The sequence below is a fragment of the cyanobacterium endosymbiont of Braarudosphaera bigelowii genome, from assembly GCF_020885515.1.
Classification (GTDB): Bacteria; Cyanobacteriota; Cyanobacteriia; order Cyanobacteriales; family Microcystaceae; genus Atelocyanobacterium; species Atelocyanobacterium thalassa_A.
Genome location: NZ_AP024987.1, coordinates 685,541 through 710,896, shown reverse-complemented (window position 1 = coordinate 710,896; position 25,356 = coordinate 685,541). Strand labels below are relative to the sequence as shown.

The window sequence follows — 25,356 nt, the reverse complement described above, 5'->3', positions numbered from 1 at the left end:
TGTTAAAGTATATTAAGGACTTAGTCAATAGATAATGAATAGAAAGTATAAAAATAAGCAACTACTTAAAATTTTAATTGGAGTTGCTTGGATAGATGGGATTATTCAAATGGAGGAAAGAAATTATCTAAAGTACATATTAGAATATCATGGATTATCCAAAGATATAGAATTACAGTATTTTTTATCAGAATTAAAACCGATTAAAGCAAATCAATGCTATCAATGGTTAGAAGAATATTTAGGCAATAATCCAACAAGAGAAGATTATCAAGAACTTCTAGAATCTTTAAGTGCTTTAATTTATAGTGATGGAGACATTCAGATACAAGAGGCTCAGTTATTGAATAAATTACAGTTTCTTGATCCTTCACAGAATTATTATCAATTAAGCTTTGCTAGGACTGTTAAAATTTTACAAAAAATGTTCAGAAATGCCATTGATAAAATAGTTCAAAATTAGAGAGCATAATCAATTTTTTTATAGATCACAAGCTAACAATAAATAAGTTGGTCCACTTTAAAATAGTAGAATGTATTTTTATCCTAGATAATAGTTATTTTTTATTTGATCTGCTTTTATCAATTAGAGTAAAAAATATTTAATTTTATGCTAAAAAATTCTATTTTTAGCATTGTATTATTTCTGAGATACATAAAAAATTGAAATTATTTTGTAAAAAATACTAAGATATACTATTAAAGAGTTAGCGAGAGAGTTACGGGTTATTTGAACAAAATAATCTGAGGAAAGTCCGGACTCCCAAAAGATCAGACTTGCTGGATAATACCCAGTGCGCGCGAGCGTGAGGATAGTGCCACAGAAAAATACCGCCTTAATAACAAGGTAAGGGTGCAAAGGTATGGTAAGAGCATACCAGCAGTATCGTGAGGTACTGGCTCGGCAAACCCCAGTTGGGAGCAAGGTCGGAGGGATAAAATGGTTGATCTTTTTCCAATCCCATTTAGGTGTACCGCAAGAGATATTTGGTAACAAGTATCCTAGATAGATGACTCTCCTTTAGAACAGAATCCGGCTTATGTCTAACTCTTTTTTCATCTAAATTTTTCTTGGCGAATTAACATCATAATTAATATAAGTTATAATAAATGGTGATATGATGAAGAGTCTGCACCCTGCTACTGATTGACAAAATAATAAATCAATCTTTTAGATTTATTCTTGTTATCTCAAATTTAAGAAGAATATTTTTTATGGTAACTAATTCAATTAAGGTATAACTTTTTTGGTAAATACCCAAGAATTAGAAAACATGTATCAACAGGAGGCATTATTAATTATCAAAGATTTAGATATAGGAAGATGAAAATACATGGTAGATCAGAAAGCAACAATTAACGATATTGGTTTTACCCACGAAGATTTCGCCGCACTTCTTGATAAATATGACTATCATTTCAGTCCCGGAGACATTGTCCCTGGTACTGTTTTCAGTATGGAGCCAAGAGGTGCACTAATTGACATTGGAGCAAAAACTGCAGCTTATATTCCTATTCAGGAAATGTCAATCAACCGAGTAGATGACCCTGACGAAGTTCTTCAACCAAATGAGACAAGAGAGTTCTTCATTTTAACTGATGAAAACGAAGATGGACAATTAACCTTGTCTATTAGACGTATCGAGTATATGCGAGCTTGGGAAAGAGTACGTCAATTAAGAGAAGAAGACGCAACTGTACGCTCTAATGTTTTTGCGACAAACCGAGGAGGTGCCCTTGTAAGAATTGAGGGATTGCGAGGTTTTATACCAGGGTCTCATATAAGTACTCGTGAAGCCAAAGAAGATTTGGTTGGGGAAGAATTACCTTTAAAATTCCTTGAAGTTGACGAAGAAAGAAACCGTCTAGTTCTTAGCCATCGTCGTGCATTAGTTGAACGTAAAATGAACGGTTTAGAAGTAGGACAGGTTGTTATTGGTTCTGTTCGTGGAATTAAACCTTATGGTGCTTTTATTGATATAGGAGGAGTTAGCGGACTCTTACATATCTCTGAAATTTCTCATGACCATATTGACACTCCTCACAGTGTTTTCGGAGTTAACGACGAATTGAAAGTTATGATTATTGATCTTGATGCTGAAAGAGGAAGAATATCCTTGTCGACAAAACAGCTTGAACCTGAGCCTGGGGATATGTTGAAAAATCGAGATGTGGTGTTTGAAAAAGCAGAAGAAATGGCTGAGAAGTATCGTCAAAAGCTTCTTGCAGAGGCGGAAGGTAGAGAAATACCTGAAGAAGGAGAAAGTATAATAGAAAATATCCCTTCTGCATTAGATGTAGATGAAGCTCAAGAAGAAATAGTTGCTACTACGGATGTTTCTGAAGAATAAATTATCTATATTGATACTTAATTGAGTAAAATACTTTTTCTCTTTGAATTGGATTAGGTTTAAGACTGTAATATATAATTTCAGCCTTAAACCTAATATGATTAAAATCAATATTAGCTATTAATTTTAAGAAATAATAATAGTACTCAAAATTAGTGATGAATATTGTCTGTAGCCTCTGCTAGATCAAAAAAATTAAAAGTTTTATTTAAATACGACACGAAAATAACAAACATCATAAACTGTTATGTACAAAGCTGCTTGTAATATATTTTGTGCTTGAAGTTATAGAATTATTGTTAATTACTCTCAATCTAAGTATTAATATAGAAAAAGCCATAGTATGATGTTTAATATAACCTTTAAATGATATTTGGATAATTTTAAAATAGACTTTAAATTCTTTAATTATTTTAGTACCCAAATTACTCAAGGTCAGGAAATTATGGCATTAGAACCAAAATATATTTTCCGTACAGGGCAAGACTATATATCGAAATATACTAATAAAATTTTACAAAAATCATCCAATCACTGCTTGTTACCATTAACATCTAAAGTAGTAAACAATGATTACTTAGAAATCGGTGAGTGTAATATTAAGAATTTAGTAGAGCAATTTGGTTCCCCCTTATATGTTCTTGATGAAATAACATTAAGAACTTCTTGCAGACAATATCGAGATAGTTTTAATCTTTATTACGAAGGCCCATCTCAAGTGATTTATGCTTCAAAAGCTTGGAGTTGCCTCTCAGTAATTGGAGTTATCGCGACTGAAAACTTAGGTTTTGATGTTGTTTCAGGTGGAGAGCTTTATACTGCTCAAATAGCAATGTCAAAGCTAGGATATTCTAAGCTAGAAATAGCTAATAAAATTTATTTTCATGGTAATAATAAATCTTTAGACGAATTACGTCTGGCCATAAATTCCAACTGCAACATAGTTGTAGACAATTGGTTAGAGCTCCAAAGTTTAGTAAAGCTTGGCAATGACTTACCAGAAAAATCTATTCGTATTCTACTAAGATTAACTCCAGAAATTGAATGCCATACTCATGAATATATAAAGACAGGACATTTAGATAGTAAGTTTGGATTTAGTTTAAATGATTTTGAGGCTGTTATTAACTATGTCATTAAACAAAAAGTTTTAGATTGTCTAGGCCTACATTCTCATATAGGATCTCAAATTTTTGAAAAACAACCACATCATGATCTTGCTTTTATTTTGGTCAAATGGTTTAAGAAAGCTCAAGAGTTAGGGTTGATCCTGTCTGAATTAAATATTGGAGGAGGATTGGGTATTTCTTATACTCATAGTGATGATCCTCCAAGTATTGAAGAATGGGTTAAAACTGTTAGTGAGTCAGTCATGGAGGCTTGTATGGAAAACAACCTATCATTTCCAAAACTAATAGCAGAACCTGGTCGATCATTAATAGGTTCTGCTTGTATAACTGCTTATACCATAGGTAGTCGTAAAGAGATTCCTGGTCTATGTACTTACCTTGCCATAGATGGAGGAATGTCTGACAATCCTCGTCCCATTACTTATAAATCACTTTATAGTGTTCTTATAGGCAATAAAATGTCAAAAAAAATTACTGAAACATTTACTATTGCCGGAAAACATTGCGAATCTGGAGATATAATAATCAAAGATGCTCAGTTGCCTCAAACTCGTACAGGAGATATTCTAGTAGTAATGGGAACAGGAGCATATAACTATAGTATGGCCTCGAACTATAATCGCATACCACGTCCGGCTGCAGTCTTAGTTAATCATGGAGAAGCTAGTTTGATTGTACGACGGGAAACTTATGACGATCTAGTTAGACAAGACTGTTTACCCCAGAGGCTCCTGCCTGATTGCCTTCTATAATTTATTTCTGTTCTTATTAATCATCCATCTTGTCATTTTACATCATGTTAGGTGAGCCTCCTAGTCAGCACTGGATAACCTCAGGGTTGATTTATAGCGGCATCGATACTAGTTTGATGCTGTTGTTAACCTATTTGATGCTTTTTGCTATTGGTGAACGTCGTACCTTATGGATGGTTCGGGGGCTAATTATTTTAATGTTAGTAACAGTGATTAGCGAAAAGCTTCAATTAACACTGTTGAAATTCGTATTGGAAAAATTAGTTTTAGGAGCAGCAGTATCCATGGCTGTCATTTTTCAGGGAGAATTTCGAAGATTTCTAGAGTTACTAGGAAGAGGAAAAATACTACAATTATTTAAACAAAGAAGACCAATACCTAAGCCAGGCAATATAGTGGATGAACTGGTAGAAGCAGTACGAGAATTATCTCAAAATAGAACAGGAGCATTAATTGTTATTGAGACAGAAGCATCTATTGATACTAGAGTTTTTGTTGATCCTGGGGTAATAGTCAATGGAGAAATTTCTAAGGCCTTGTTACAAACAATTTTTCAGCCCAAGACTTTACTTCATGATGGAGCTGTCTTTATTCGTGGTTCTAGAATAATTTCTGCAGGGGTTATTCTACCATTGTCTGATAAAACATTTTCACGTCAGCTAGGAACTCGGCATCGTGCTGCTATAGGAATCACTGAAAATATTGATCAGTGTCTTTGTATAGTAGTTTCTGAAGAGACAGGTTCAATATCTTTAGCTGAGAAGGGAGTTTTAGACCGTCCCCTAACTAATAGTAGATTAAAAGAGTTATTGAAACAGCGCTTCTCTCTAATCGTTGATAGCGATTCTGTAACTCCTGGCTGGGATGTTTTAAAGCATACTATTGACTTACAAGGAAAACTTTTTTTCAAACGAACTTTTAATATTTCGTCATCGAACTCACCGGAAGAGAAGAAATGACTGTTAAGCAATCTATTGTGTTAAAGAATTTACCAACTGATCTTGATCAAAACCGTCTCCCAGGCCATATTGCCGTGATAATGGATGGCAATGGACGCTGGGCGAAGCATCGTGGACTTCCTCGAATTGTAGGACATCAAAGGGGAGTAGGAACTCTTAAAGATTTACTTCGTTATTGTAGAGATCTAGGAATTCCTGCTCTAACAGCTTATGCTTTTTCAACTGAAAATTGGGGAAGACCTCTTCAAGAAGTAGAATTTTTAATGGCTCTTTTTGAAACAGTATTACATAGAGAACTAGAAGAGATGATGAATGAAAATGTAAAAATACGTTTTGTTGGAAACTTAGAAGAATTACCTCCATCTTTACAATCAGAAATTTTTCGTTCAATGAAAAATACGGAAAATAATACAGGAGTGCAATTTACAATAGCGACCAATTACGGAGGACGTCAGGAAATTATTCAAAGTTGTCAAACGATTGCAACAAAGGTAAAGCAAGGTTTACTTGATGTAAACGATATTAATGAAACTCTGTTTGAAAATTATCTATATACTAAAGATATTCCCCATCCTGATTTATTAATTCGTACTAGTGGAGAAATGCGCTTAAGTAACTTTTTATTATGGCAATTAGCCTATGCAGAAATTTATGTTACTTCAACTCTCTGGCCAGACTTTACATGTCAAAGTTTTTATGAAGCTTTATTAGAATATCAACATCGACAAAGAAGATTTGGTAAACTCTAAAATAACGTTTATTACGAAATTTGAACACCCAGTATATGTAAAACATTTATCAACTTACTAAGTTTTTATTTACTTAAAGCAAGTTAGTCACGGTAATATGAGCAATGCGTAAAAATTATTTATGATTATTTGTTATAAATTAAATTTAGTTATTACCTAATCAGTTTTTTAGAAAAATTTATGTGATAATCACGACAACAGTACATTACATCTAGAAAGAATAGAATTTGCTATTTACCTTTTATTTTGTTATGATGTACTTCTGTGTATTTATAATATTAAATTAAAAAAGTATTATTGGAGGAATGAGCTTGTGACCCAACGGACACTAGGGGGGACTAACCGAAAACAGAAAAGAACATCCGGTTTTCGGGCACGTATGAGAGATCACAATGGACGTAAGGTCATTCAAGCAAGACGAAAAAGAGGAAGATATCGCTTATCTGTCTAGAACAAAAGTGCTATCCTGGCTATTTAAGTAATTGTGGGGAAAAGTGGGATTACCTAAAAATAATCGCCTTAGGCATCATAAGTCATTCCAGTCTGTTTACAAGAAAGGAGAACGCTACTATAGTTCTCAACTCGTAATGCACTCACTTTTTGGTATCAATAAAAATTGTCAAATAATACCAACGCAATTTGGTATTTCTATTAGCCAAAAAATCAGTAAAAAGGCAATAGTTCGCAACTATTTAAAACGGCAGATTAAATCGGTAATCCGTGTTTTTTTACCTAAAATTGTCTCAGGGTATCAAATTGTTATAGTAGTCAAAAAACAGATTCAAGGATGCCAATACAGCATTCTTTTAAGGGAAATAAAAGAATTATTGATTAATGCAAAAATTGTTCACGGTTACTAGAAAATTTGCATTTTTTAGAATGTTGTCATGATGAAATAGAATTTCATCAGGATTAGTCATAATTTATTTAAATTCAACTATTTAGAAAATTAAAATATACTATTAGTTTGAAAGAGTAAGAAATTTTATCACTTATGAACTGTAATTATTTTGAATGAAGTTAACACTGATTACTCATGTAGCTAGTTGATATGATAATCTTATTCTGTTACGCATAAATGTAATAGTTATTTACATTTTTTCCTATATTTTAGAAATATTAAAGTTATAAACTAAAATATTTTGAATAATTATTCTTAAATAACTTCTGAAATTAAAAGTAAGACGAGATAACTTTTAGTTACTATACCTTTTCACTTTAATATAGAGTCTATATAAAGAGATCACCTTTTAGAAAAATAATTTGGATTAAGAAGAATGGATTTTGGGATCGGATTTATTTCTACAAATATTATGCTACCAATCCTAGATTTTTTTTATGGGATTGTGCCTAGTTATGGTTTTTCAATTATTGCTTTGACCTTAGTAATTCGTTTAGCTTTGTATCCCTTAAGTGCAGGGCAGATTCGTAATATGCGAAAAATGAAAATTACTCAGCCATTAATGAAAGAAAGGCAAGAGGAAATTCAACGCCGTTACAAAGACGATTCTGCAAAGCAACAAGAAGAAATGGGAAAACTAATGAAAGAATTTGGTAACCCTCTAGCAGGTTGTTTACCTCTTTTATTGCAAATGCCCATTCTTTTTGCATTATTTGCAACTTTGAGAGGATCACCTTTTGCTGATATCAGCTATACACTAGATGCTCAAATTTTACCGAAAGAACATATAGAAACAGTCACTTTACAGTCTTTCGAGACCAAACCTAATAATATTTATATTAGTGATGGTTTGCATTTTCCTGTAATAGCATCGTTGCCAAAAGGTAATAAATTAGAGATTGGTGAAAAATCAAACATTGTATTTAAAACTACTCAGGGTGAATCACTTACACATCTAATTTCTCAAAATTCGTATAATAAAATTCACCCAATTTTTGAAGTTATAAAAGGTGCAGAAAGACTGGAAGATTATGAGGATGGAACTTTTAAAGCTTTGTATCCTGGAGAGATTAGTATAAAGGCTACTATCCCCGGTATTGCTGCCAATAAAGGATTCCTTTTTATTAAAGCACTAGGACAAGTAGGTGTGATGGGCGAGGACGGGACTATTAACTGGGATATTCTAGCAATGATATTGTTTTTTGGTGCCAGTATTTATATCAATCAAGAATTGTCAGGTTCTTCTGGTAGTGGCCCACAGCAGCAACAAGCAATTACTAAAATCACTCCAATTTTATTTAGCGGTATGTTCTTATTTTTTCCCTTACCTGCAGGAGTTTTAATGTATATTGTTGTAGCTAATGTTTTTCAGACGTTACAGAGCCTTATTCTTATGCGAGAACCATTACCTGAGAATTTGCAGAAACTAGTAGAACAACAAAAAAAGGAAGAAATAACCAGAGAAGCATTGCCTTTTGAAAAACGTTCAAAGAAAAAGGAAAAAACTTCTTGAATTCCATCATTTTCTAAAACGTATTTTTGCTACGTTTTAGAAAATGATAAAATGATTTGATTCTGACTATTTCAAAGTTGAATACTAAAGAACATATAAAATAATTTTTAGTATTTTCTGAGATATAGGAAATGCGACTATCATAGTTTCTAAAAATTCTGATTAATTAAATACTGAGAATTTAGTTTTCGTAATGATAGAACAACAAAAACAAATTGGTAAAAAGTGGTTAGAAAAACTATTAGAATTGATGGGATTTCCAGGAAACGTAAAAGCTGAATATGGACGAAATGAGCTAGAAAAAATCAATGAGATTTGGTTAGTCATTAATGAAGAACAATTAACATCTCAGGATATGTTAAAGCTCATAGGAAAACGGGGAGAGTCTATTGATGCTATTGAATATATAATTAACACATTCATTAAATATGATGTAAATTTATCTAATTCATATCAATTTAAAATTGAATTAAATAACTATCGTTCTAGATGCCATGAAGAATTAAAAATTTCTCTTCAGGAAATCATACAACAAGTGCGTAAAACGGGGCAAGAAGTTGAAATGACATCTCTTTCTTTAACTGAAAGTCATGAAGTGCATTTGTTTTTAAAAAATCTTAATGATTTAACAGCTGAAAATCGTGGTAAAGAGCCGAATCGACGTTTAATAGTTAAACGTCTGATTGTTTGACAATAAATTAAGGGTTACTAGAATCAGATACACTTAAATCTTTTACTTTAGTATTTGAATTCGTATTATTTTTAATTTGTTTTAATATGTTTTTGTATTGATCGTTTTCTGGTACCAATGTCGTTAGCTTTTCCATTATTGGAATAGTTTTGTCTAAATTCTTTGCCTGTATTTGAGTAGCAACTAAAGTTCTTAAAGCTTCTTCTAGGCCCTGTTTGGCAGTCATATTATTTGGTTCTCTTTCTAAAACAGTTTCATATCCCTGAATAATAGAATATAGTCTTTCATCGATAGAATAGATTGTTTCTGTATTTGATTTTGATAATGAAGACGGAGAGGATTGTCTAAAAGAAAAAGTTGCGACGGTCATACTACCAAATAATGCTAAACCTGAAAAAATTATTATAATTTTTTGATATAGTTTTTTTCTCATATTATTTTTGTTCATATTGTGAAATCAAACTTCTTCAGTGTATCGTATTAACTAATACATATTAAAAATAAACAAATTTTCTAAGATAGATTAAATTATTTCTTACTAAAAAAAAACTGTATTCTGGAAACTTTAGAGTTTTAAACAACAACTTATTATTTTCATATCTCGTAAAGAATGTATAGAAAATAGTTTTTCCATGTTGAATATAGAAAAACTAATAAGCTTGCTTTTTAAAATACCATCTATAGAAATGATAAACCCATTAAAGTCAAGAAAATTCCAAACAAATTTTTTAGAATTTTATAAATCTACTATTTAAAAGATGATTACTGGAAAACTTAGGTATACAATATTCTATATTGTATTATAAAAGCATCTTAATATAAGGAAATTTATATGGAGAATCTTTAGCATTTGATATTAAAACCATAGAAATTTCAGCAATACTATCAGGATTTATATTATGAAGATACATTAATAAATTTTCACTCTCTTCTAAAAATTGAGAAATGTTAACATTCTTATAGGTTGGCTGATAGTTACGAAGCTTTTTTATTCCTTCTCCTAGTGAAGTAACTGCTCCGTGCCAATTATTATTTATTAGATGGTAACAACCAACTGATATCTGCAATATACCTTGATAAAAATATTTATCTAAGTCAATTGTTTCTATCCAAATAGACTCTAATGTGTCATGGCAAGCATAAAATTCTTGCTTATTGAATTGTCTAATTCCTTCCAAAAAGTTTTCTGTAGTCATGTTTGCTAAGTTGACATACTTTCTCGCACTTCTTTAATAAATTCTAAATCAATTTCTTGTTCTTTACCAGCAAAATTATTATCTGGGGTTAAGAATAACATACAATGGCATTCTTTTCTTTCTCTCATAGGAACACAAGGACAGTTCCAATAAGTGTTTTTAACCTCTGCAACTTTATCTTCATAGTGACGACATGGACATAATGGAGAACCTAATTTTTCCTTATGCCTAGAAAGCCCTTCGATAACTACTGCTGTAACAGAAGGTTCATTACAAAAATAAGTATTTGTTCTTTTTGCGTACTGTTCAGCAAACTTTTTCATCGCGTTGAGTACTTTATCATTTTGATTATTAGAGTTTGTTGTAGTCATGGATAATTATAAAATTAAGCCCTAAATATTGTATGGAACTAATATTGTTACATATTCTTTGTCATTTGCGTGTATTCTGTACAGATTATATTACTTATAGAAGAAAATTAGAATCGAGTAAAAAATTCTTATTTTGTGATGAAGAGTACACGACTAAATCATTAATATAAATATTTTTTAAACTTTATCTGGTTAATAATTATATATGACAAATAGGGCAAATATATTTATATTAATGAATGCTGGTAAATTTAATAACCTTTAATATAGAAAAAATAAATTTAATTGATTAAAAAAATAAGTTAAATACAAATAATAGAAGTTACTATATCTAAGAGAGATTTTATTATTTGATATAACAATCAAATCAAGATAACATAACAACCAAATCAAGATGGTATAAAGTAAACCATTATGAATTTAAGTGATATTACTCATCCTAACCAGTTACACGGGCTACCAGTTCGTCAATTAGAAGACGTTGCCCGTCAAATTAGAGAAAAACATTTACAAACTATTGCAGCCAGTGGAGGACATCTTGGGCCAGGATTAGGAGTTGTAGAGTTGACTATTGCACTTTATCAGACCCTTGATCTAGATCAAGACAAAGTTATATGGGATGTAGGGCATCAGGCCTATCCTCATAAAATTTTAACTGGTCGCTATCACAGCTTTCATACTCTACGCCAAAAAAATGGTATTGCTGGATATTTAAAAAGATGTGAAAGTCGATTTGACCATTTTGGAGGTGGACACGCTTCTACAAGCATTTCTGCGGGTCTTGGAATGGCTATAGCTAGAGATAATAAAGGTGAAAACTATAAGGTGGTATCTATCATTGGTGATGGAGCCTTGACCGGTGGAATGGCTTTAGAAGCTATTAACCATGCTGGCCATCTTCCCAATACTAATCTTATGGTTGTCCTGAACGACAATGAAATGTCTATTTCACCTAACGTTGGAGCTATTTCTCGCTATCTCAATAAAGTTCGGTTAAGTGATCCTGTCCAATTTATTTCAGACAATATTGAAGAACAATTTAAACATTTGCCTTTTTTTGGTGATTCTTTAACTCCTGAAATGGAAAGGCTAAGAGAAGGTGTAAAACGCTTAGCAATGCCTAAAGTTGGTGCAGTTATTGAAGAACTAGGCTTTAAATATTTTGGACCTATTGATGGCCACAATATAGAAGAATTAATTTCTACTTTCAAGCAAGCACATAAAGCTACTGGCCCTGTCTTCGTACATGTATCTACCATTAAAGGTAAAGGCTATGAAATTGCGGAAAAGGATCAGGTTGGCTATCATGCTCAAAGTCCATTCAGTCTTGCTACAGGGAAAGCAATACCTTCTAATACTCCTAAACCTCCTAGTTATTCCAAAGTTTTTGCACATACTTTGACAACTTTAGCTCAAAATAATTCAAAAATTATTGGTATTACTGCCGCAATGGCTACAGGAACTGGTTTAGATAAGCTTCAAGCAAAACTACCAGAACAATATATTGATGTTGGTATTGCCGAACAACATGCAGTTACTTTAGCTGCTGGATTAGCTTGTGAAGGAGTACGTCCCCTGGTTGCAATTTATTCAACTTTTTTGCAGCGAGCATATGATCAGGTCTTGCATGATGTTGGTATTCAAAATCTTCCCGTATTTTTCTGTCTAGATAGAGCAGGTATTGTCGGAGCTGATGGACCTACTCATCAAGGTTTATATGACATAGCTTATTTACGTTGTATACCAAATATGACAATAATGGCTCCTAAAGACGAAGCAGAACTGCAGCGAATGGTGGTTACAGGTATTAATCATATCTCAGGACCTATTGCTATGCGTTTCCCTCGCGGTAGTGGTATTGGGGTACCTCTAATGGAAGAAGGTTGGGAATCTATTCCTATTGGTCAGGGAGAAATTCTTCGTAGTGGTGATGATATTCTACTAGTAGCATATGGAACTATGGTTTATCAATCACTACAAGTAGCTGAAATTCTTAAAGAGCACGGTGTTGAGGCAACTGTTATTAATGCACGTTTTGTTAAGCCTTTAGATATTGATTTAATTGCGCCATTGGCTAAAAGTATTGGTAAAGTAGTTACTCTAGAAGAAGGTTGTTTGATGGGTGGATTTGGATCAGCTGTCATTGAGGCTTTGACAGATCTTAATATTGTAGTTCCAATTAAAAGAATCGGGATTCCTGATCAATTAGTTGATCATGCCACTCCTGACGAATCAAAAGCAGATTTACAATTGACTAGTCCTCAAATTGCTGAAAAAATTAGAAAAACCTTTTTTAATTCTCTGCAACCATCAATGATTAACTAAATATTGTAAATTACATCTTTAGATTTCTACTGAGAAGTAGTAAGATTAGATTTCTACTACTTCTCAGTAGAAATCTAAAGATATTAGATCTGAAACAATTAACCTACCAATATTATTTCTTAGTTTAATCTGATTATTTTCAGTGGGATAAGTCAGTATAATGTTTTAAAAATCAAGTCTTCTATTAGGATTTAACAATTTAATTTTGCTAAATGACTTGCAAACGATATATTTCTTGGTATGATGTCAAAAAATAAATTAGTGTAAAAACGTCAAACTGGGAGATTACCAAATGAATAAAGGGGAACTGATCGATAAAGTAGCAAGTAAAATTGATGTTACTAAAAAACAAGCAGATAGTGTCATTAGTGCTACGATTGAGACTATCATGGAGGCAGTCGCAGGAGATGATAAAGTAACTTTAGTAGGCTTCGGATCTTTTGAAGCTCGTGATCGTAAAGCTAGAGAAGGACGTAATCCAAAAACTAACGAAAAAATGAGTATTCCTGCAACTAAGGTACCTGCATTTTCGGCTGGAAAACTTTTTAAAGAAAAAGTTGCTCTTAAAGACTAGTTATTATTTTTTATAAATATGGAACGTCCCGTTCATGGAGGAAATTTATTCTGGGCAGCCTATCAAGTTGGTTGTCCTACTTCTTCTATATTAGATTTTTCTGCCAGTATAAATCCAATTGGTCCACCACAGAGTGTGTTGAATGCAATTCAAACCTTACTACAAAATATTAATCATTATCCTGACCCAAACTATACAGAGTTAAGAGAAGTTTTAGCTCAGTATTACCAATTATCTCCTGAATGGATTCTTATCGGAAATGGTGTTGCTGAATTATTAACTTGGGCAGGACGTGAACTGGCACAAAAAGAAATAGTATACATTTTTAAACCTTTTTTTCATGATTATTTAAGAGCCTTAAAAACATTTCAAGCAAATGTTAAATCACTTGATTTTTTGTGGCATCAAGATAATCCTATAGCTACTCTTAATGATTTTCAAGGGGAAAAATCAGGAGTTATTATTAACAACCCTCACAATCCAACAGGTAAGTTATTAAAGAAAGAGTTTTTTATACATTTACTAGAAGAGTTATCTTTAGTCGTAGTAGATGAAGCATTTATGGATTTTATTGATCCTTTCCAACAAGAAAGTTTAGTATCTTGGGTATCGAAATATTCTAATTTGATAATTTTGCGTTCTCTGACAAAATTTTACAGTATTCCTGGGTTACGATTAGGATATGCAATTTCCCACCCTGATCGTCTAAAGAAATGGCAAACTTGGCGAGATCCCTGGTGTGTAAATTATTTAGCCGTTGTTGCAGGAATTGCAGCAATTAATGACGAAGAATTTACAAATAGTACTAGACAATGGCTTTTGTTTAATCGTGAAAAGTTATTCCAAGGTTTATCAAAAATAAAAGGCTTAAATCCAATATCAAGTTCGGTCAATTTTTTTCTAGTAGAAACATTAATGGAAAGCTCTAAATTACAACAAAAGTTATTGCAGAAATATCATATTTTAATTCGTGATTGTTCAAATTTTGATGAGTTAGGTGATAAATATTTTAGAGTTGCAGTACGTGAACATCAAGATAATAAAAAACTTCTTGATGCGCTAGCAGAAGTCCTTAGTATCTAATGTTTATAAATTTAGTTTTAGAATGTTAACAATTATTGGTTGTGGTAATTTAAATCGTTGTGATGATGCTATAGGGGCAATTATTGCTCAGAAGCTACAAAAAAAATGTAAAAAATTTTTTTTTTCTAAGATTAATATTTTTGATTGCGGAACCTCAGGTATGGAGGTTATGTTTCAAGCAAAAGGTAGTCAAAAATTAATTATTATAGATGCTTGTTCAATAAACTCTTCTCCAGGAACTATTTATAAAGTTCCTGGAGAAGAATTAGAAGAGTTACCCGAACCTAGCAATAGCTTGCATGATTTTAGATGGGACAACGCTTTAGCAGTAGGTAAAAAAATATTTAAGGAAGAATTTCCTAAAGATATTATTGTATATCTTATCCAGGTAAAAGATTTGGGCTTCGGAGTAGAAATTAGTTCTAATTTAAAGCCAGCTATGAAAAAAGTTATTGGACACATACAAGAAGATATACAACACTTCATTTTAAAATCAAAAAAATAAAATTAGCAATGCCTTCGATGTTTTGTTTTTTTTAGGTTCAAGCTCAAAATATTTTCACAAACGGTATTCCTATACCAGTAGTATTATGTGTAAAAAACAATGCTTATTGTAAATTAACATCATATATATATTAACTAACAATTTGAACATTAGGAAATGTAGGCAAACTCATTACTAAGCTTATTTGTATATTTTTTTCAGAGAATTGTTATTAATGAGATATCCTAGACACATTCCTGATACTTCAGCTAGAATATTAATTATTCTAAAGATAGCTACAGTGGCTAAGATGATTTCTGTATCAAGAAAAGATGACTGAAGCATTTGCAGAACTGTGACCTCAAATATACCTATTCCTCCAGGTGCACCTGGAGTAATTAAACCTAACAGCCAAGCAAAACTGAAAGAGCCAATTAACGTTAAAAAATTATCTAATGATACTGGTATAAATGACATTAAAGCTAAAATAAAGCCTTGTGCTTTAAGTAAAATAAATACTACTTCTCCTAATATTATTAATCCTGGATATTGTCTAATATAATTAGCGCTCTTGTTTTCTAAAATCTTATATTTTTTCTTAGATAGATAAATAACTATTTTATTTAAAAAAAATGGATGAACAATAATTAAAATAATGATAATTAACATGAGATACAAGAATACTATGTTAGTATTTATAATTATTCTTGTGGAATCTACGATGTAAGTTAATAATGTAATTAACAGAGCAGATACAATCATCAGACATGGCTCTAAAATAATAGCTATACTAACAATTGACACAGAAAAGCCAAGTTTCTGAAGCTCATGGACTCGTTTCAAGAAGTGACCTATATTTCCTGGTAAATATTTATATACATTAGTAATCAGGTAAATTTTTAAACCTAAGCTGGTTTTTATAGATTGTTGACAACTTTTAAGTATATAGACCCAAAAAATTCCTGACCAAATATGAGAAAAAAAAGTTATCAACAGAGATGAAAGTAAAAATAGATAGCCATTAGATCTTATATGAATATTTTGAATATCTTGCCAACTATCTCTTAAGATTATTCTAATTACTAAGAATGATAATATAAGAAAAACCCATTTTAATTTTTTCTTAATGAATAACATAGTTAAATATATTAATTTTCTATATTAGAAAAATATTTTAATATAATTTTTGTCTAAAAATTGAAAATAGTTTACTTATTATTAGCTTTATATTGCAAATTTGGAATATTATTTTCCTTAAAAGGTTAATAACCTTAAACACTAAAAGGCATCAATTTGAGTATCTAAAGTATAAATAATCAATATTTGACTATTTCAAATATTTAGATTTCTTTATCTTGTTACCTAAGAAGAAATTTTATAACTTTTTATTAACATCATTTTTTAAAACTTCAAAATCTAATAATGGGGGAGATTGGTAAAAGTTTAAATATTGTTTTTACCATCTCAATATAATAACTATTCTTTGCTTAATTAAATTATTAACAACTTAAAGCTTATTTAGATTAATTCCTGCTTCTTTAGCCATGAGATGTAAACCTTTTTTCTCTAAAGTCTTAATAGCTTTTGTGGAAAGACGTAGTTTTATCCAACGATTACCTTCTGCCCACCAAATTCTTTTCCATTGTAAATTTACTTCTTGTAATTTCTTTGTGCGGCGATGAGAATGTGAGACAGCAAAACCGTTATTCGCTTTTTTCCCAGTTAATTGACATTTTCTAGACATTCTAAAACTCTCAATTAGTACATAATATAAACTATCATTATAGCAATATTTATCTAAATATTCATATATATAAATTAATTTTTGAGAAGATGAATGAATTGCTTGCATGATTTATATCTTAATTATTAAACAGGGAAAACATCTTAACTGAAATATTGTCCCTGTTTAATAATTAAAAAGTTTAGCAACTAATTTAATGTTTATTTATTTGGCTGAGGAGTCATACGTAGATAAGGTTTTACTTCAGTTATACCTTTTGGAAACTTTTGCTTAGCTTCCTCAGTAGAGATAGAAGGTACAACAACACAGCTATCACCATCTTTCCAGTTAGCGGGAGTTGCTACTTGATAATAGTCGGTTAACTGTAAAGAATCAATAACTCTCAAGATTTCATCAAAATTTCTTCCTGTACTGGCAGGATAAGTCAAGATCAACCGAACCTTTTTATTGGGATCAATAATAAATACAGAACGAACTGTAAGTCTATTCAAAGATTTAGGATGAATCATCCCATATAAGTTAGCTACTTTGGAATCAGAGTCAGCTACAATAGGATAATTTACAGTAGTATTTTGAGTCTCATTAATGTCACTTATCCACCCCTGATGAGAATCTACATCATCTATACTTAAAGCTAAAATTTTAACATTACGTTTTTCAAATTCTGATTTCAAGTTAGCAACCATACCCAATTCCGTAGTACATACAGGAGTATAGTCAGCAGGATGTGAAAAAAGAACTACCCATTTTTCACCAGCCCACTGGTGAAAAGAAATAGGTCCTTCACTAGAATTTTGGGAAAAGTCGGGCGCAATATCTCCAAGTTGAAGAGTCATATTAATAATTTTAAATATAATTTCAAAATAGTACTTACAATGGTATCATACAAGCCCGAAGACATATCTTAATTTTATAGATTTATAATAATTAGATATATATGATTTATTTTTTATAAACTCATAAATTTTATCAAATTTTAGTTTGATAGACGATTAGTTTTTTACATCTTAATAATCTAAATCAAATAGTAATTTAAACCAAATTTTGAAATTCAGTTCAAATACTACAAAACTTGGTTTAGGTGAAAAATTAATTCTATAACCATAAGAAATGATTATAGCTATTTATTATCTCATTTAATTCAAAAATAAAATGATAATATATGACAGATTAATAGTCCTGTCAAATTAAATTGATTAATCTTTATAACTTTAACTAATCTCTGTTTTACATGAAAATTAATTAATATGAATAATTCCTTCTTCATCAAATAATTCAACTGTCTGTTTATTATTTTGAAATTCTTTTATTTCCAGAGTCAAAGCTCGATTTTGATTAGTTAAAATGTTGATATTTTTTACGTTTGATACTATTTTTATGCCTGACAAGCTATCAGATTGGTGAATAAATTTTAAAGCTTGCGTTCCAATATCTCCTAGTTTTGTTATACGTAAGTCTAATATATCTAAATACTTTCCATAACCTAGCTTCGATACTAATAAAATCTTTTGATTTTTATTAAGATTGATACATCCAACAATTTCTTCTTTTCGTCTTAGTCTAAACGCTTGATCTCCTTGAGTATTTCGATTCATGATAGGAATCTCATGATCTTTTACCTGAAAACGTAATAGACGACCACTGGATATAGCGATTATAATTTCGTCCTCTTCTTTGACAAAAGAAATATATTTTAAATAGTCATCATTTTTTAATTTCATTAATGACAATCCTCGGTTAGTTAAAACGTTTAATTCTGATATTTGAATACGTTTTATTTTTCCTTGATTTGTTAAAAGAAATAAATTTTGATTTTTAATATTTTTAGCTAAGAAAAAAATAGATACAATATTTTTAGTATCTTTTTGTGCATTTTTAGGTAATAAGTCTATTAGAGAAATTGATTGAATATTAATATGAGGAATATCTAAAACTTTTATGGGATAGGCTTTTCCAGTATCTGTAATTGCAATTATTTGTTCTCTTTCCTCTATTGGTTCACTATAGATTAATAAATTATTATTAAAACCGTTATCCTCTGGCATTCTCCAAGCGATTTTACCCTGGTAGGTCATCTCTAAAATAGAATCTTTGGATGGGACGAAGTTTGATTGTTTAGACTCACGGGGTATTCTCTTTTTATTTTGTAATACTGATTGTTTTTGAATATCAATTGTTTGGGGTTCATAACTGTTTGTTTGTATAGCATCTTTTTGAATAATTTTAGTACGACGGATATCTCCATATTTATTTTTAAGAGAACGTAGTTCTTTTTTTAATTCTTTTAAAAATTCCTTACGATTTTTTAATAAAACTTCTAACTGATTAATCCTGGCTTGTAATTCTTTATATTCTGTTTCAATCTTTTTTCTTTCCAACCCAGTTAATCGTCGCATAGGCATTACTAAAACGCCATCGGCTTGTTTCTCATTCAAATTCAACTCTTTTTGCAATCTTTCTTTGGCAATCGTTGAATCTCCAGAATCACACAAAATATTAATTACTTTATCTAAGTTTTTTAAAGCAACTAGTAATCCTTCTAAAATATGTGACTGATCTTGACAATTTTTCAATTCATTGCCGTATTGACGAGTTAAAGTATTTTCTCGAAATTTTAAAAATTCTTCCAACAACTCACGTAAAGATAGTTTTCGTGGTTGATTATTAACTAAAGCCAACATAATTGCGCCAAAATTATGTTCTAAAGCTGTTTTTCTATATAACTCTTTAAGAACTAATTTAGTAACTGCATCCCTTTTTAACTCTATTACCACCCTCATTCCGGTACGATCACTTTCATCTCTAATATCTGCTAAACCTTCTAGACGTCCACAATTAACTAAATCAGCAATTTTTTCAATCCACGCGGATTTATTTACTTGATAAGGAAGCTCAGTTATTATTAATGCTGTTCTCTCTTGGCGTCTCTTTTTGCCTACATTGATCTTTTCTATATTAACTACTCCACGAACTTTAATTATCCCTTTTCCGTCACGGTAAGCATCTCTAATTCCTTCCGTTTGAATAATTTCACCTCCAGTGGGGAAATCTGGACCAGGAATTATTTCCCATAATTTTTCATTAGATAGCTCGGGTTTCTCTATTAAGGCTATTAATCCATCTACTAACTCTCCTAAATTATGTGGAGGAATATTAGTAGCCATTCCTACAGCGATGCCTGTACAACCGTTAACCAGTAAGTTAGGAAACTTACTAGGAAGAACAATAGGTTCTTGTTGAGAATTGTCAAAATTATTATTGAAATCAACAATATTTTCACTAATTTTTCCAAGCATTCCATAACTTGCAATAGAGGAAAGCCTAGTTTCCGTATAACGCATTGCTGCAGGTGGATCATTATCTATAGAGCCAAAATTTCCATGTCCCGAAAGCAAAGGGTAGCGACTTGAAAACTCTTGCACCATTCGAACTAGAGCATCATATACAGCCTGATCACCATGAGGATGATATTTACCGAGGACATCGCCTACTACGCGGGCACATTTACGAAAAGGTCGTTCAGGAGTTAAACCTAATTCATGCATGGCATAAAGAATACGACGGTGAACAGGTTTTAATCCATCTCTTGCGTCTGGCAAAGCTCTTCCTACAATTACACTCATGGCATACTCTAGGTACGAATGTCTCATTTCCGTATGTAGAGATGTTGAAATAATTTTGCCAGTTTTTATAAACTTTAACTGTTGTGCCATGGATTTCCTTTCTTTTTACAAAAACCTATACCGGGGAACCTTCCTTTACTTACTATACATCTCTTAATTTTCATGACAACTATATTGTTCAACAGTACAGTAAGCTTCTAAATTATAAAATTTTACAGTCTAGATTAATATAATTTAAAAATAAATTATATTAACAAATTAAATTTACTTTTTATAGATTAAATTATTGTTAGAAATTTAATTCTCTCAAAAATAAATATTAAATAATAAGAATATTAATATAATTCTTACTATTTAATATACTTAAAAATCTATGAATATGAAAGCTAATTTTCGTTAATTAATATGACTGGGGTGCTAGGATTCGAACCCAGGAATGGCGAGACCAAAACCCGCTGCCTTACCGCTTGGCTACACCCCATTAATGTGAAGACGTATATAAATTTAGCAAAGTACTTCCCTATTTGTCAAGTATAATAAAAGAATTACTTAAGTAATTTATTATGTTGTTGACACTTGGGACAAAAATGGGAAGATCTACCGCTTAACTTAATACGCTTAATCGAAGTATTACAAATACGGCAAGACATATTACTCCTTCCATAAACCCAAGCAATTTTTGCATAGTTACCTTTATTACCAGTAATATTTAGAAAATTACTGAAGGTTGTCCCTCCTTTTTCGATAGATTTATTTAGAACTTCAATAATAGCTTTTCTTAAATTTTTGATTTGTTTAATATTTAGTTCAATACCTTTAGTCTCTGGATGAATACCGCTTCTAAACAAAGCTTCATCGGCATATATATTTCCAATTCCTGCAATGATTGATTGATCGAGTAAAAGAGTTTTAATGTTACGTTTATAGCTTGTTAATTTTTCAGTAAGATAATTAACTGAAAAATCATCTGATAAAGGTTCTATCCCTAATTTTTTTAATCCGATAACTATATCCTCTGGATTATGGGATGGAGGAATTAACCATACCTTGCCAAAAGTTCGAATATCTACGAACCTTAATTCATAAGAACTTGTGCAAAAAAAGCGGAGACGAGTATGTTTTGAAAATGGTTCGCTCTGTTGAGTCCATAACAATTGTCCTGTCATTCTAAGATGAAACACCATCCATCCCTTATTACTATCCAACTCTGCTAATAAATACTTTCCTCTTCTACTCCATATTTTTAGATTAATATTATCAACAAAATTACAAAATTCTTGCACAGAAAAGGGGTAGGCAAGTGAACGTGGTAATAACACTTGTCCTCCCCAGATAGTGTGGCCGGCAGTTAGTTCGTTAAGTTTCCGGCAAATGCTCTCAACTTCAGGTAATTCTGGCAAAGTTCACACCAACTTTATTATCCTTCAGCTACAACCTCTAATTCACTTTCTGCAAATGAATTCATATTAAGTCCTGAAGGATCTCCAGAAATACCGACATAATTTACTTTTGTAAAACGAACAACAACTGGATACAAAAGTGAATCACCTTTGTCTATAGTTACGACAGTCCCAACATCATTATACCAATAAGACTCTTTGCGTTTAACTCTAACTGTATCTTTACGTTTAACCATGAGTAAGCATCCTTAGTGAATGAATATTTAAATTGAAGGAATAAATTCCATCTCTTTTACATTTACTCCAACTACAAAAAGTTAGAGATTAGTAATAATCGGGGCTTTTCAAAAACTGAGAGAAAATCAGAAGAACTTATTTTGTACATTATGTTAGCTATTCATTTTATTAGAGAATTAAAAAAATAAATAACTAGGACTAAAATTTTCTTACAGATTCTACCAAAATTACTTTTTACCCGTAAGATAAAACATCTTATTAGGCAATATATAATTCTTATAAAAGCTTACTACTGGATAACACACCCTGTTACTCCTAAATTTTAAGTTTTATTGCGATTTCGATGATCTTGATATTTAAAATAAAATAAAATTTTCTGAGCCTTTAAGGTTACAACGTTTGAAAAGTTTCTGTATTAAAATTTCATTTTTCAAGTTCAGTATAAAACTCAATAAATCTATGTATAGATTGATTCAGTAAGAGTTTAGGAAAAAAATAAATATTAAAGTAATCATAAGATTTAGATGATTTTACATATTTCATGAAACTCTAACTAATTTTTTTACGATAGCAAAACTTATCTTAACCATTTTAAAAGGCTTATTTTTTTTGTAAACTAGCCCAATGTTCATAGTCGTGTAATAGTTCATTAGATAAACTATGCCTAATACGTTCTAAAATATTTTTCAATAGTGTATCACCAGCTTTCTGTAATATAGATTTCGGAATTATCCATAAGTTAGATGGTAAATCTAAAGAAGAAGTCAGATATGCTTGACCTTGTAAAAATATTTTATTATTTTTTTCTTGTGAAAATAACTTACCTTGGAACTTTAAAGAAAAATTATGATTTATATAATTAATCCCTATCATTTCAAAATCTTGGGACTCGAAAGAAACTGTTCCTTTTTTATCTGGTAAAACTTTAATAGTTACGATAGGTTGAAAGGAATAGATATTTACGAAATTTAAAGTTTTCATATGAAAACGAAACTCAAACTCTGATATCTTTTCTATTAAATTTTTTCCTGCAAGAACTTTAACTAGGCGCTGTGTTTCCTGGAGATAGCTCTTAAGTGGTACTGTGACGTTTTCACATTCTAGATTAAAATTTTCATAAGCAGTTAATTCAAGATTGCGTACTTTTTCTTTTTGTATCATAAAGTCTATTATTCATTCCATATCCATAACAATTTATAGTAGATCAAGATACGTATGATGTGTCGAATAAAGAACGATATTTTTTGTAATCTAGTTATAAGTATTTTAAAGCTTATCTTAAAATAAACCTTACTCTAAAGTAATAAACTATCTGCTATGTTGAACATTAAATATAAACAAATTATATATAGATTTACTAAACTTAGTTTTCATTATGAAAATCAAGTTCATTTATATTTACCTCTAAGGTTTATTCGCTTTTTTTTAAAACTCTACAATATAGCGAGTATTATTTAACTTGTACTAAAAAACAAAAGCTATTCGTTAATTATTTTTTGTATTAGAACGACATTGTTTTTGATTATATAAAATATATAGTTCATGTTTAATAGCTTTAGGTATAATTTCCTTAATATATACGAATTATTTTGAACAGTTGGAATGATTAGTTTCTTAAAACTGTTTTTTTTGTAAAAAATTGTTAAACTTTTAATCAGGCTGTACTCATAATTTTCGAAAATTTTTTATTCATTAAAATTCATGATCAAGAGACTGTCCATAACAATTCAAGAAGTATCTACATCAACTGACACAAAAAATTTAGCAGTTATTGATCATAAACCTTATCCTAACTGTAAAATAATTGTTCTTAATGATGATTTCAATACTTTTGACCATGTTGCTAATTGTTTAATAAGATATATTCCTGCAATGACTAAAAGTTATGCATGGGAGCTAACTCAAAAAATACATTTTGATGGATTGGCAACCGTTTGGATAGGGCCTTTAGAACAAGCAGAACTATATCATCAACAATTACGTCGTGAAGGACTAACAATGGCTCCATTAGAAGGAATATGAATTTATGACTCAGGAAAATAAAGGAAGACTAATTTGGAATCACTCTACTCACTTAGATGGTTTGATACCTATTCTAGAAAAGTTAGTTATTTTTCCAGGTATTAGAACTATTACTCCTGGGGTTATTGGCAGAGCTAAAGGTCATTGCCCACACTTAAAGTTAAGAATATCAGTTCAAATTCTTGGGGGATATAAAGCAATAGCTAGACAAGGTAAAACAGTTCAAGAAGTTTTTATTGTTACAGACTTAAATCAGAAGGAACTAGAGTTAGCTATCAAAGAAATTTTAGATTAAATTAAATAGCTAATGTATGAAAAAGAAATATTCTATATAATTCTAATAAATCATTGATTGAAAATTTACAAATACTAAAAGATTAATGGTCCAGGATTTAACTACTTTTTTGCCTTTACATCCTTTGATTTATAAATTAGCTACTTCTATAGTTTCTTGTTGGAGAAAAAAGCTTTACTTAGCTCCATATAAACTACCAAAGGACTTAAACTATATAGAAAGTTTATTGGGAACAGATAAATTAACGATACAAAATTTTTGCTATCAATCACATCAATTTCGTAAGATTCACTTAGAGTTAGTAAGGTTTGAGCAAAAACTAGATATTCTCCACTGTGTAATGTTTCCTCGATTTAAGTATTCTTTGCCTATATTTGGATGCGATCTCGTTATTGGAAAAAATAAAATTAGTGCAGCAGTCGTTGATTTATCTCCAACTAATCCTAAAATAGAACTTTCTAGAGAATATAAAGAAAAATTATCTCAATTAAAGCCTTATGATTTTTTGATGACTCGTAATTTACCAGAATGGGGAGACATATTTTCTGAATATTGTTTGTTTATTCAACCCATTAATTTAGAAGAAGAAAATAAATTTCTTCAGCAAGTTGAAGATATTCTACAAATACACTGTAAACAATCAACTAACTCTAAAATAGTTTCTGACTTTGAAAGAAATCTGAATTTGCAGGGACAAGAGTATTACTGTTATAAACAAAAGCAAAATGATAAGACTCGTCGTATTTTAGAAAACTTTTTTGGTGTAAATTGGGCTAATAAATATATATCACAAGTATTATTTAATATTAATAATTAGGTTCCTCTATTAAGTTTGATATCTATAACAAAATTCAACTTATCTAACTTCTTAATTAGAGTTGCAATAATTTTGTAAATAAAAATAGTAAAAACATATATTTTATCTAAAATCTCGATATAAATGTAGTTAAATGTAC

26 protein-coding genes, 1 tRNA gene and 1 other RNA gene are annotated in these 25,356 nt (G+C 30.6%); 17 read left to right on the top strand and 11 right to left on the bottom strand.

Annotated elements, in window-relative coordinates; all coding sequences use genetic code 11:
• The first annotated feature begins 34 nt into the window (after positions 1–34).
• From LPC16_RS03055 to LPC16_RS03010, 10 genes are all read left to right on the top strand, one after another.
• Positions 35–463, top strand: a complete 429-nt coding sequence (locus LPC16_RS03055; RefSeq protein WP_229637670.1) for a tellurite resistance TerB family protein — start codon at positions 35–37, stop codon at positions 461–463.
• 240 nt (positions 464–703) lie between these two features.
• An RNA gene (rnpB, locus tag LPC16_RS03050) (RNase P RNA component class A) lies at positions 704–1,056 on the top strand.
• 278 nt (positions 1,057–1,334) lie between these two features.
• Complete coding sequence (locus LPC16_RS03045; RefSeq protein WP_229637669.1) at positions 1,335–2,351, top strand: 30S ribosomal protein S1; 1,017 nt, start codon at positions 1,335–1,337, stop codon at positions 2,349–2,351.
• Between the two features lie 442 nt (positions 2,352–2,793).
• Entirely contained in the window at positions 2,794–4,233 is a 1,440-nt protein-coding gene (lysA, locus tag LPC16_RS03040; protein WP_229637711.1) for a diaminopimelate decarboxylase, read from the top strand.
• Positions 4,234–4,277: 44 nt separating this feature from the next.
• Positions 4,278–5,192, top strand: a complete 915-nt coding sequence (cdaA, locus tag LPC16_RS03035; RefSeq protein ID WP_229637668.1) for a diadenylate cyclase CdaA — start codon at positions 4,278–4,280, stop codon at positions 5,190–5,192.
• The gene (locus LPC16_RS03030) at positions 5,189–5,941 is read left to right on the top strand and encodes an undecaprenyl pyrophosphate synthase (protein ID WP_040054959.1); all 753 of its coding nucleotides are present in this window, start codon (positions 5,189–5,191) and stop codon (positions 5,939–5,941) included. Before cdaA ends, LPC16_RS03030 begins: the two co-directional genes overlap by 4 nt.
• A gap of 313 nt (positions 5,942–6,254) precedes the next feature.
• A complete protein-coding gene (rpmH, locus tag LPC16_RS03025; RefSeq protein ID WP_229637667.1) occupies positions 6,255–6,392 on the top strand; it encodes a 50S ribosomal protein L34 in 138 nt (45 codons plus the stop codon).
• Positions 6,393–6,423: 31 nt separating this feature from the next.
• A complete protein-coding gene (rnpA, locus tag LPC16_RS03020) occupies positions 6,424–6,801 on the top strand; it encodes a ribonuclease P protein component (RefSeq protein WP_229637666.1) in 378 nt (125 codons plus the stop codon).
• 417 nt (positions 6,802–7,218) lie between these two features.
• Entirely contained in the window at positions 7,219–8,355 is a 1,137-nt protein-coding gene (gene yidC, locus LPC16_RS03015) for a membrane protein insertase YidC (RefSeq protein ID WP_229637665.1), read from the top strand.
• A 193-nt stretch (positions 8,356–8,548) separates the two neighbouring features.
• Complete coding sequence (locus LPC16_RS03010; RefSeq protein WP_229637664.1) at positions 8,549–9,046, top strand: Jag family protein; 498 nt, start codon at positions 8,549–8,551, stop codon at positions 9,044–9,046.
• A 7-nt stretch (positions 9,047–9,053) separates the two neighbouring features.
• Here LPC16_RS03010 and LPC16_RS03005 read toward each other — a convergent pair whose 3' ends face one another.
• The 3 genes from LPC16_RS03005 to LPC16_RS02995 form a co-directional block, all read right to left on the bottom strand.
• A complete protein-coding gene (locus LPC16_RS03005) occupies positions 9,054–9,494 on the bottom strand; it encodes a tetratricopeptide repeat protein (protein ID WP_229637663.1) in 441 nt (146 codons plus the stop codon).
• A 352-nt stretch (positions 9,495–9,846) separates the two neighbouring features.
• Positions 9,847–10,242 carry a DUF309 domain-containing protein gene (locus LPC16_RS03000; protein ID WP_229637662.1) on the bottom strand — a complete coding sequence of 132 codons (396 nt, stop codon included), beginning with the start codon at positions 10,240–10,242 and terminating at the stop codon, positions 9,847–9,849.
• Between the two features lie 5 nt (positions 10,243–10,247).
• Entirely contained in the window at positions 10,248–10,613 is a 366-nt protein-coding gene (locus LPC16_RS02995; protein ID WP_040054964.1) for a ferredoxin-thioredoxin reductase catalytic domain-containing protein, read from the bottom strand.
• A gap of 414 nt (positions 10,614–11,027) precedes the next feature.
• Here LPC16_RS02995 and dxs point away from each other — a divergent pair, with 414 nt between their 5' ends.
• The 4 genes from dxs (at position 11,028) to LPC16_RS02975 (ending at position 15,100) form a co-directional block, all read left to right on the top strand.
• Positions 11,028–12,938 carry a 1-deoxy-D-xylulose-5-phosphate synthase gene (dxs, locus tag LPC16_RS02990; protein ID WP_040054965.1) on the top strand — a complete coding sequence of 637 codons (1,911 nt, stop codon included), beginning with the start codon at positions 11,028–11,030 and terminating at the stop codon, positions 12,936–12,938.
• Positions 12,939–13,230: 292 nt separating this feature from the next.
• The gene (locus LPC16_RS02985) at positions 13,231–13,512 is read left to right on the top strand and encodes an HU family DNA-binding protein (protein ID WP_040054966.1); all 282 of its coding nucleotides are present in this window, start codon (positions 13,231–13,233) and stop codon (positions 13,510–13,512) included.
• Positions 13,513–13,530: 18 nt separating this feature from the next.
• Positions 13,531–14,595: a threonine-phosphate decarboxylase CobD gene (gene cobD / locus LPC16_RS02980; RefSeq protein WP_229637661.1), complete on the top strand. Its 1,065-nt coding sequence runs from the start codon at positions 13,531–13,533 to the stop codon at positions 14,593–14,595.
• Positions 14,596–14,617: 22 nt separating this feature from the next.
• Positions 14,618–15,100, top strand: coding sequence for a hydrogenase maturation protease (locus LPC16_RS02975; protein WP_229637660.1), 483 nt, complete (start codon positions 14,618–14,620; stop codon positions 15,098–15,100).
• 180 nt (positions 15,101–15,280) lie between these two features.
• Here the strand turns inward: LPC16_RS02975 and LPC16_RS02970 are convergent, their stop codons facing one another.
• From LPC16_RS02970 to LPC16_RS02935, 8 genes are all read right to left on the bottom strand, one after another.
• Positions 15,281–16,216, bottom strand: a complete 936-nt coding sequence (locus tag LPC16_RS02970) for a lysylphosphatidylglycerol synthase domain-containing protein (RefSeq protein WP_229637659.1) — start codon at positions 16,214–16,216, stop codon at positions 15,281–15,283.
• A gap of 370 nt (positions 16,217–16,586) precedes the next feature.
• Positions 16,587–16,823, bottom strand: coding sequence for a 50S ribosomal protein L28 (gene rpmB, locus LPC16_RS02965; protein ID WP_040054999.1), 237 nt, complete (start codon positions 16,821–16,823; stop codon positions 16,587–16,589).
• A gap of 200 nt (positions 16,824–17,023) precedes the next feature.
• Positions 17,024–17,659: a peroxiredoxin gene (locus LPC16_RS02960; protein WP_040054970.1), complete on the bottom strand. Its 636-nt coding sequence runs from the start codon at positions 17,657–17,659 to the stop codon at positions 17,024–17,026.
• Between the two features lie 402 nt (positions 17,660–18,061).
• A complete protein-coding gene (locus LPC16_RS02955; RefSeq protein ID WP_229637658.1) occupies positions 18,062–20,536 on the bottom strand; it encodes a DNA gyrase/topoisomerase IV subunit A in 2,475 nt (824 codons plus the stop codon).
• A gap of 319 nt (positions 20,537–20,855) precedes the next feature.
• Positions 20,856–20,927 (bottom strand) — tRNA-Gln (locus tag LPC16_RS02950).
• A gap of 64 nt (positions 20,928–20,991) precedes the next feature.
• Positions 20,992–21,846 carry a DNA-formamidopyrimidine glycosylase gene (locus LPC16_RS02945; protein ID WP_040054972.1) on the bottom strand — a complete coding sequence of 285 codons (855 nt, stop codon included), beginning with the start codon at positions 21,844–21,846 and terminating at the stop codon, positions 20,992–20,994.
• Positions 21,847–21,863: 17 nt separating this feature from the next.
• Positions 21,864–22,082, bottom strand: coding sequence for a photosystem I reaction center subunit IV (locus LPC16_RS02940; RefSeq protein ID WP_040054973.1), 219 nt, complete (start codon positions 22,080–22,082; stop codon positions 21,864–21,866).
• 601 nt (positions 22,083–22,683) lie between these two features.
• Positions 22,684–23,244, bottom strand: coding sequence for a DUF1997 domain-containing protein (locus LPC16_RS02935; RefSeq protein ID WP_229637657.1), 561 nt, complete (start codon positions 23,242–23,244; stop codon positions 22,684–22,686).
• Between the two features lie 540 nt (positions 23,245–23,784).
• On the opposite strand from LPC16_RS02935, the gene clpS reads away from it, so the two are divergent.
• The 3 genes from clpS to LPC16_RS02920 all read left to right on the top strand — a co-directional run bounded on the left by clpS (position 23,785) and on the right by LPC16_RS02920 (position 25,217).
• Entirely contained in the window at positions 23,785–24,105 is a 321-nt protein-coding gene (gene clpS / locus LPC16_RS02930) for an ATP-dependent Clp protease adapter ClpS (RefSeq protein WP_040054974.1), read from the top strand.
• Between the two features lie 4 nt (positions 24,106–24,109).
• Positions 24,110–24,400 (top strand): DUF2103 domain-containing protein, encoded by a 291-nt coding sequence (locus LPC16_RS02925; RefSeq protein ID WP_040054975.1) that lies wholly within the window; start codon positions 24,110–24,112, stop codon positions 24,398–24,400.
• Positions 24,401–24,485: 85 nt separating this feature from the next.
• Positions 24,486–25,217, top strand: coding sequence for a phycocyanobilin:ferredoxin oxidoreductase (locus tag LPC16_RS02920; RefSeq protein WP_229637656.1), 732 nt, complete (start codon positions 24,486–24,488; stop codon positions 25,215–25,217).
• Positions 25,218–25,356 lie beyond the last annotated feature (139 nt).

Bases quoted from the DNA above. Each gene is read 5' to 3' on its own strand.
- LPC16_RS03055 (WP_229637670.1), top strand. From the start codon at position 35: ATGAATAGAAAGTATAAAAATAAGCAACTACTTAAAATTTTAATTGGA.
- LPC16_RS03045 (WP_229637669.1), top strand. From the start codon at position 1,335: ATGGTAGATCAGAAAGCAACAATTAACGATATTGGTTTTACCCACGAA.
- cdaA (WP_229637668.1), top strand. From the start codon at position 4,278: ATGTTAGGTGAGCCTCCTAGTCAGCACTGGATAACCTCAGGGTTGATT.
- LPC16_RS03030 (WP_040054959.1), top strand. From the start codon at position 5,189: ATGACTGTTAAGCAATCTATTGTGTTAAAGAATTTACCAACTGATCTT.
- yidC (WP_229637665.1), top strand. From the start codon at position 7,219: ATGGATTTTGGGATCGGATTTATTTCTACAAATATTATGCTACCAATC.
- LPC16_RS03010 (WP_229637664.1), top strand. From the start codon at position 8,549: ATGATAGAACAACAAAAACAAATTGGTAAAAAGTGGTTAGAAAAACTA.
- LPC16_RS03005 (WP_229637663.1), bottom strand. From the start codon at position 9,494: ATGAACAAAAATAATATGAGAAAAAAACTATATCAAAAAATTATAATA.
- LPC16_RS03000 (WP_229637662.1), bottom strand. From the start codon at position 10,242: ATGACTACAGAAAACTTTTTGGAAGGAATTAGACAATTCAATAAGCAA.
- LPC16_RS02995 (WP_040054964.1), bottom strand. From the start codon at position 10,613: ATGACTACAACAAACTCTAATAATCAAAATGATAAAGTACTCAACGCG.
- dxs (WP_040054965.1), top strand. From the start codon at position 11,028: ATGAATTTAAGTGATATTACTCATCCTAACCAGTTACACGGGCTACCA.
- LPC16_RS02985 (WP_040054966.1), top strand. From the start codon at position 13,231: ATGAATAAAGGGGAACTGATCGATAAAGTAGCAAGTAAAATTGATGTT.
- cobD (WP_229637661.1), top strand. From the start codon at position 13,531: ATGGAACGTCCCGTTCATGGAGGAAATTTATTCTGGGCAGCCTATCAA.
- LPC16_RS02975 (WP_229637660.1), top strand. From the start codon at position 14,618: ATGTTAACAATTATTGGTTGTGGTAATTTAAATCGTTGTGATGATGCT.
- LPC16_RS02970 (WP_229637659.1), bottom strand. From the start codon at position 16,216: ATGTTATTCATTAAGAAAAAATTAAAATGGGTTTTTCTTATATTATCA.
- rpmB (WP_040054999.1), bottom strand. From the start codon at position 16,823: ATGTCTAGAAAATGTCAATTAACTGGGAAAAAAGCGAATAACGGTTTT.
- LPC16_RS02960 (WP_040054970.1), bottom strand. From the start codon at position 17,659: ATGACTCTTCAACTTGGAGATATTGCGCCCGACTTTTCCCAAAATTCT.
- LPC16_RS02955 (WP_229637658.1), bottom strand. From the start codon at position 20,536: ATGGCACAACAGTTAAAGTTTATAAAAACTGGCAAAATTATTTCAACA.
- LPC16_RS02940 (WP_040054973.1), bottom strand. From the start codon at position 22,082: ATGGTTAAACGTAAAGATACAGTTAGAGTTAAACGCAAAGAGTCTTAT.
- LPC16_RS02935 (WP_229637657.1), bottom strand. From the start codon at position 23,244: ATGATACAAAAAGAAAAAGTACGCAATCTTGAATTAACTGCTTATGAA.
- clpS (WP_040054974.1), top strand. From the start codon at position 23,785: ATGATCAAGAGACTGTCCATAACAATTCAAGAAGTATCTACATCAACT.
- LPC16_RS02925 (WP_040054975.1), top strand. From the start codon at position 24,110: ATGACTCAGGAAAATAAAGGAAGACTAATTTGGAATCACTCTACTCAC.
- LPC16_RS02920 (WP_229637656.1), top strand. From the start codon at position 24,486: ATGGTCCAGGATTTAACTACTTTTTTGCCTTTACATCCTTTGATTTAT.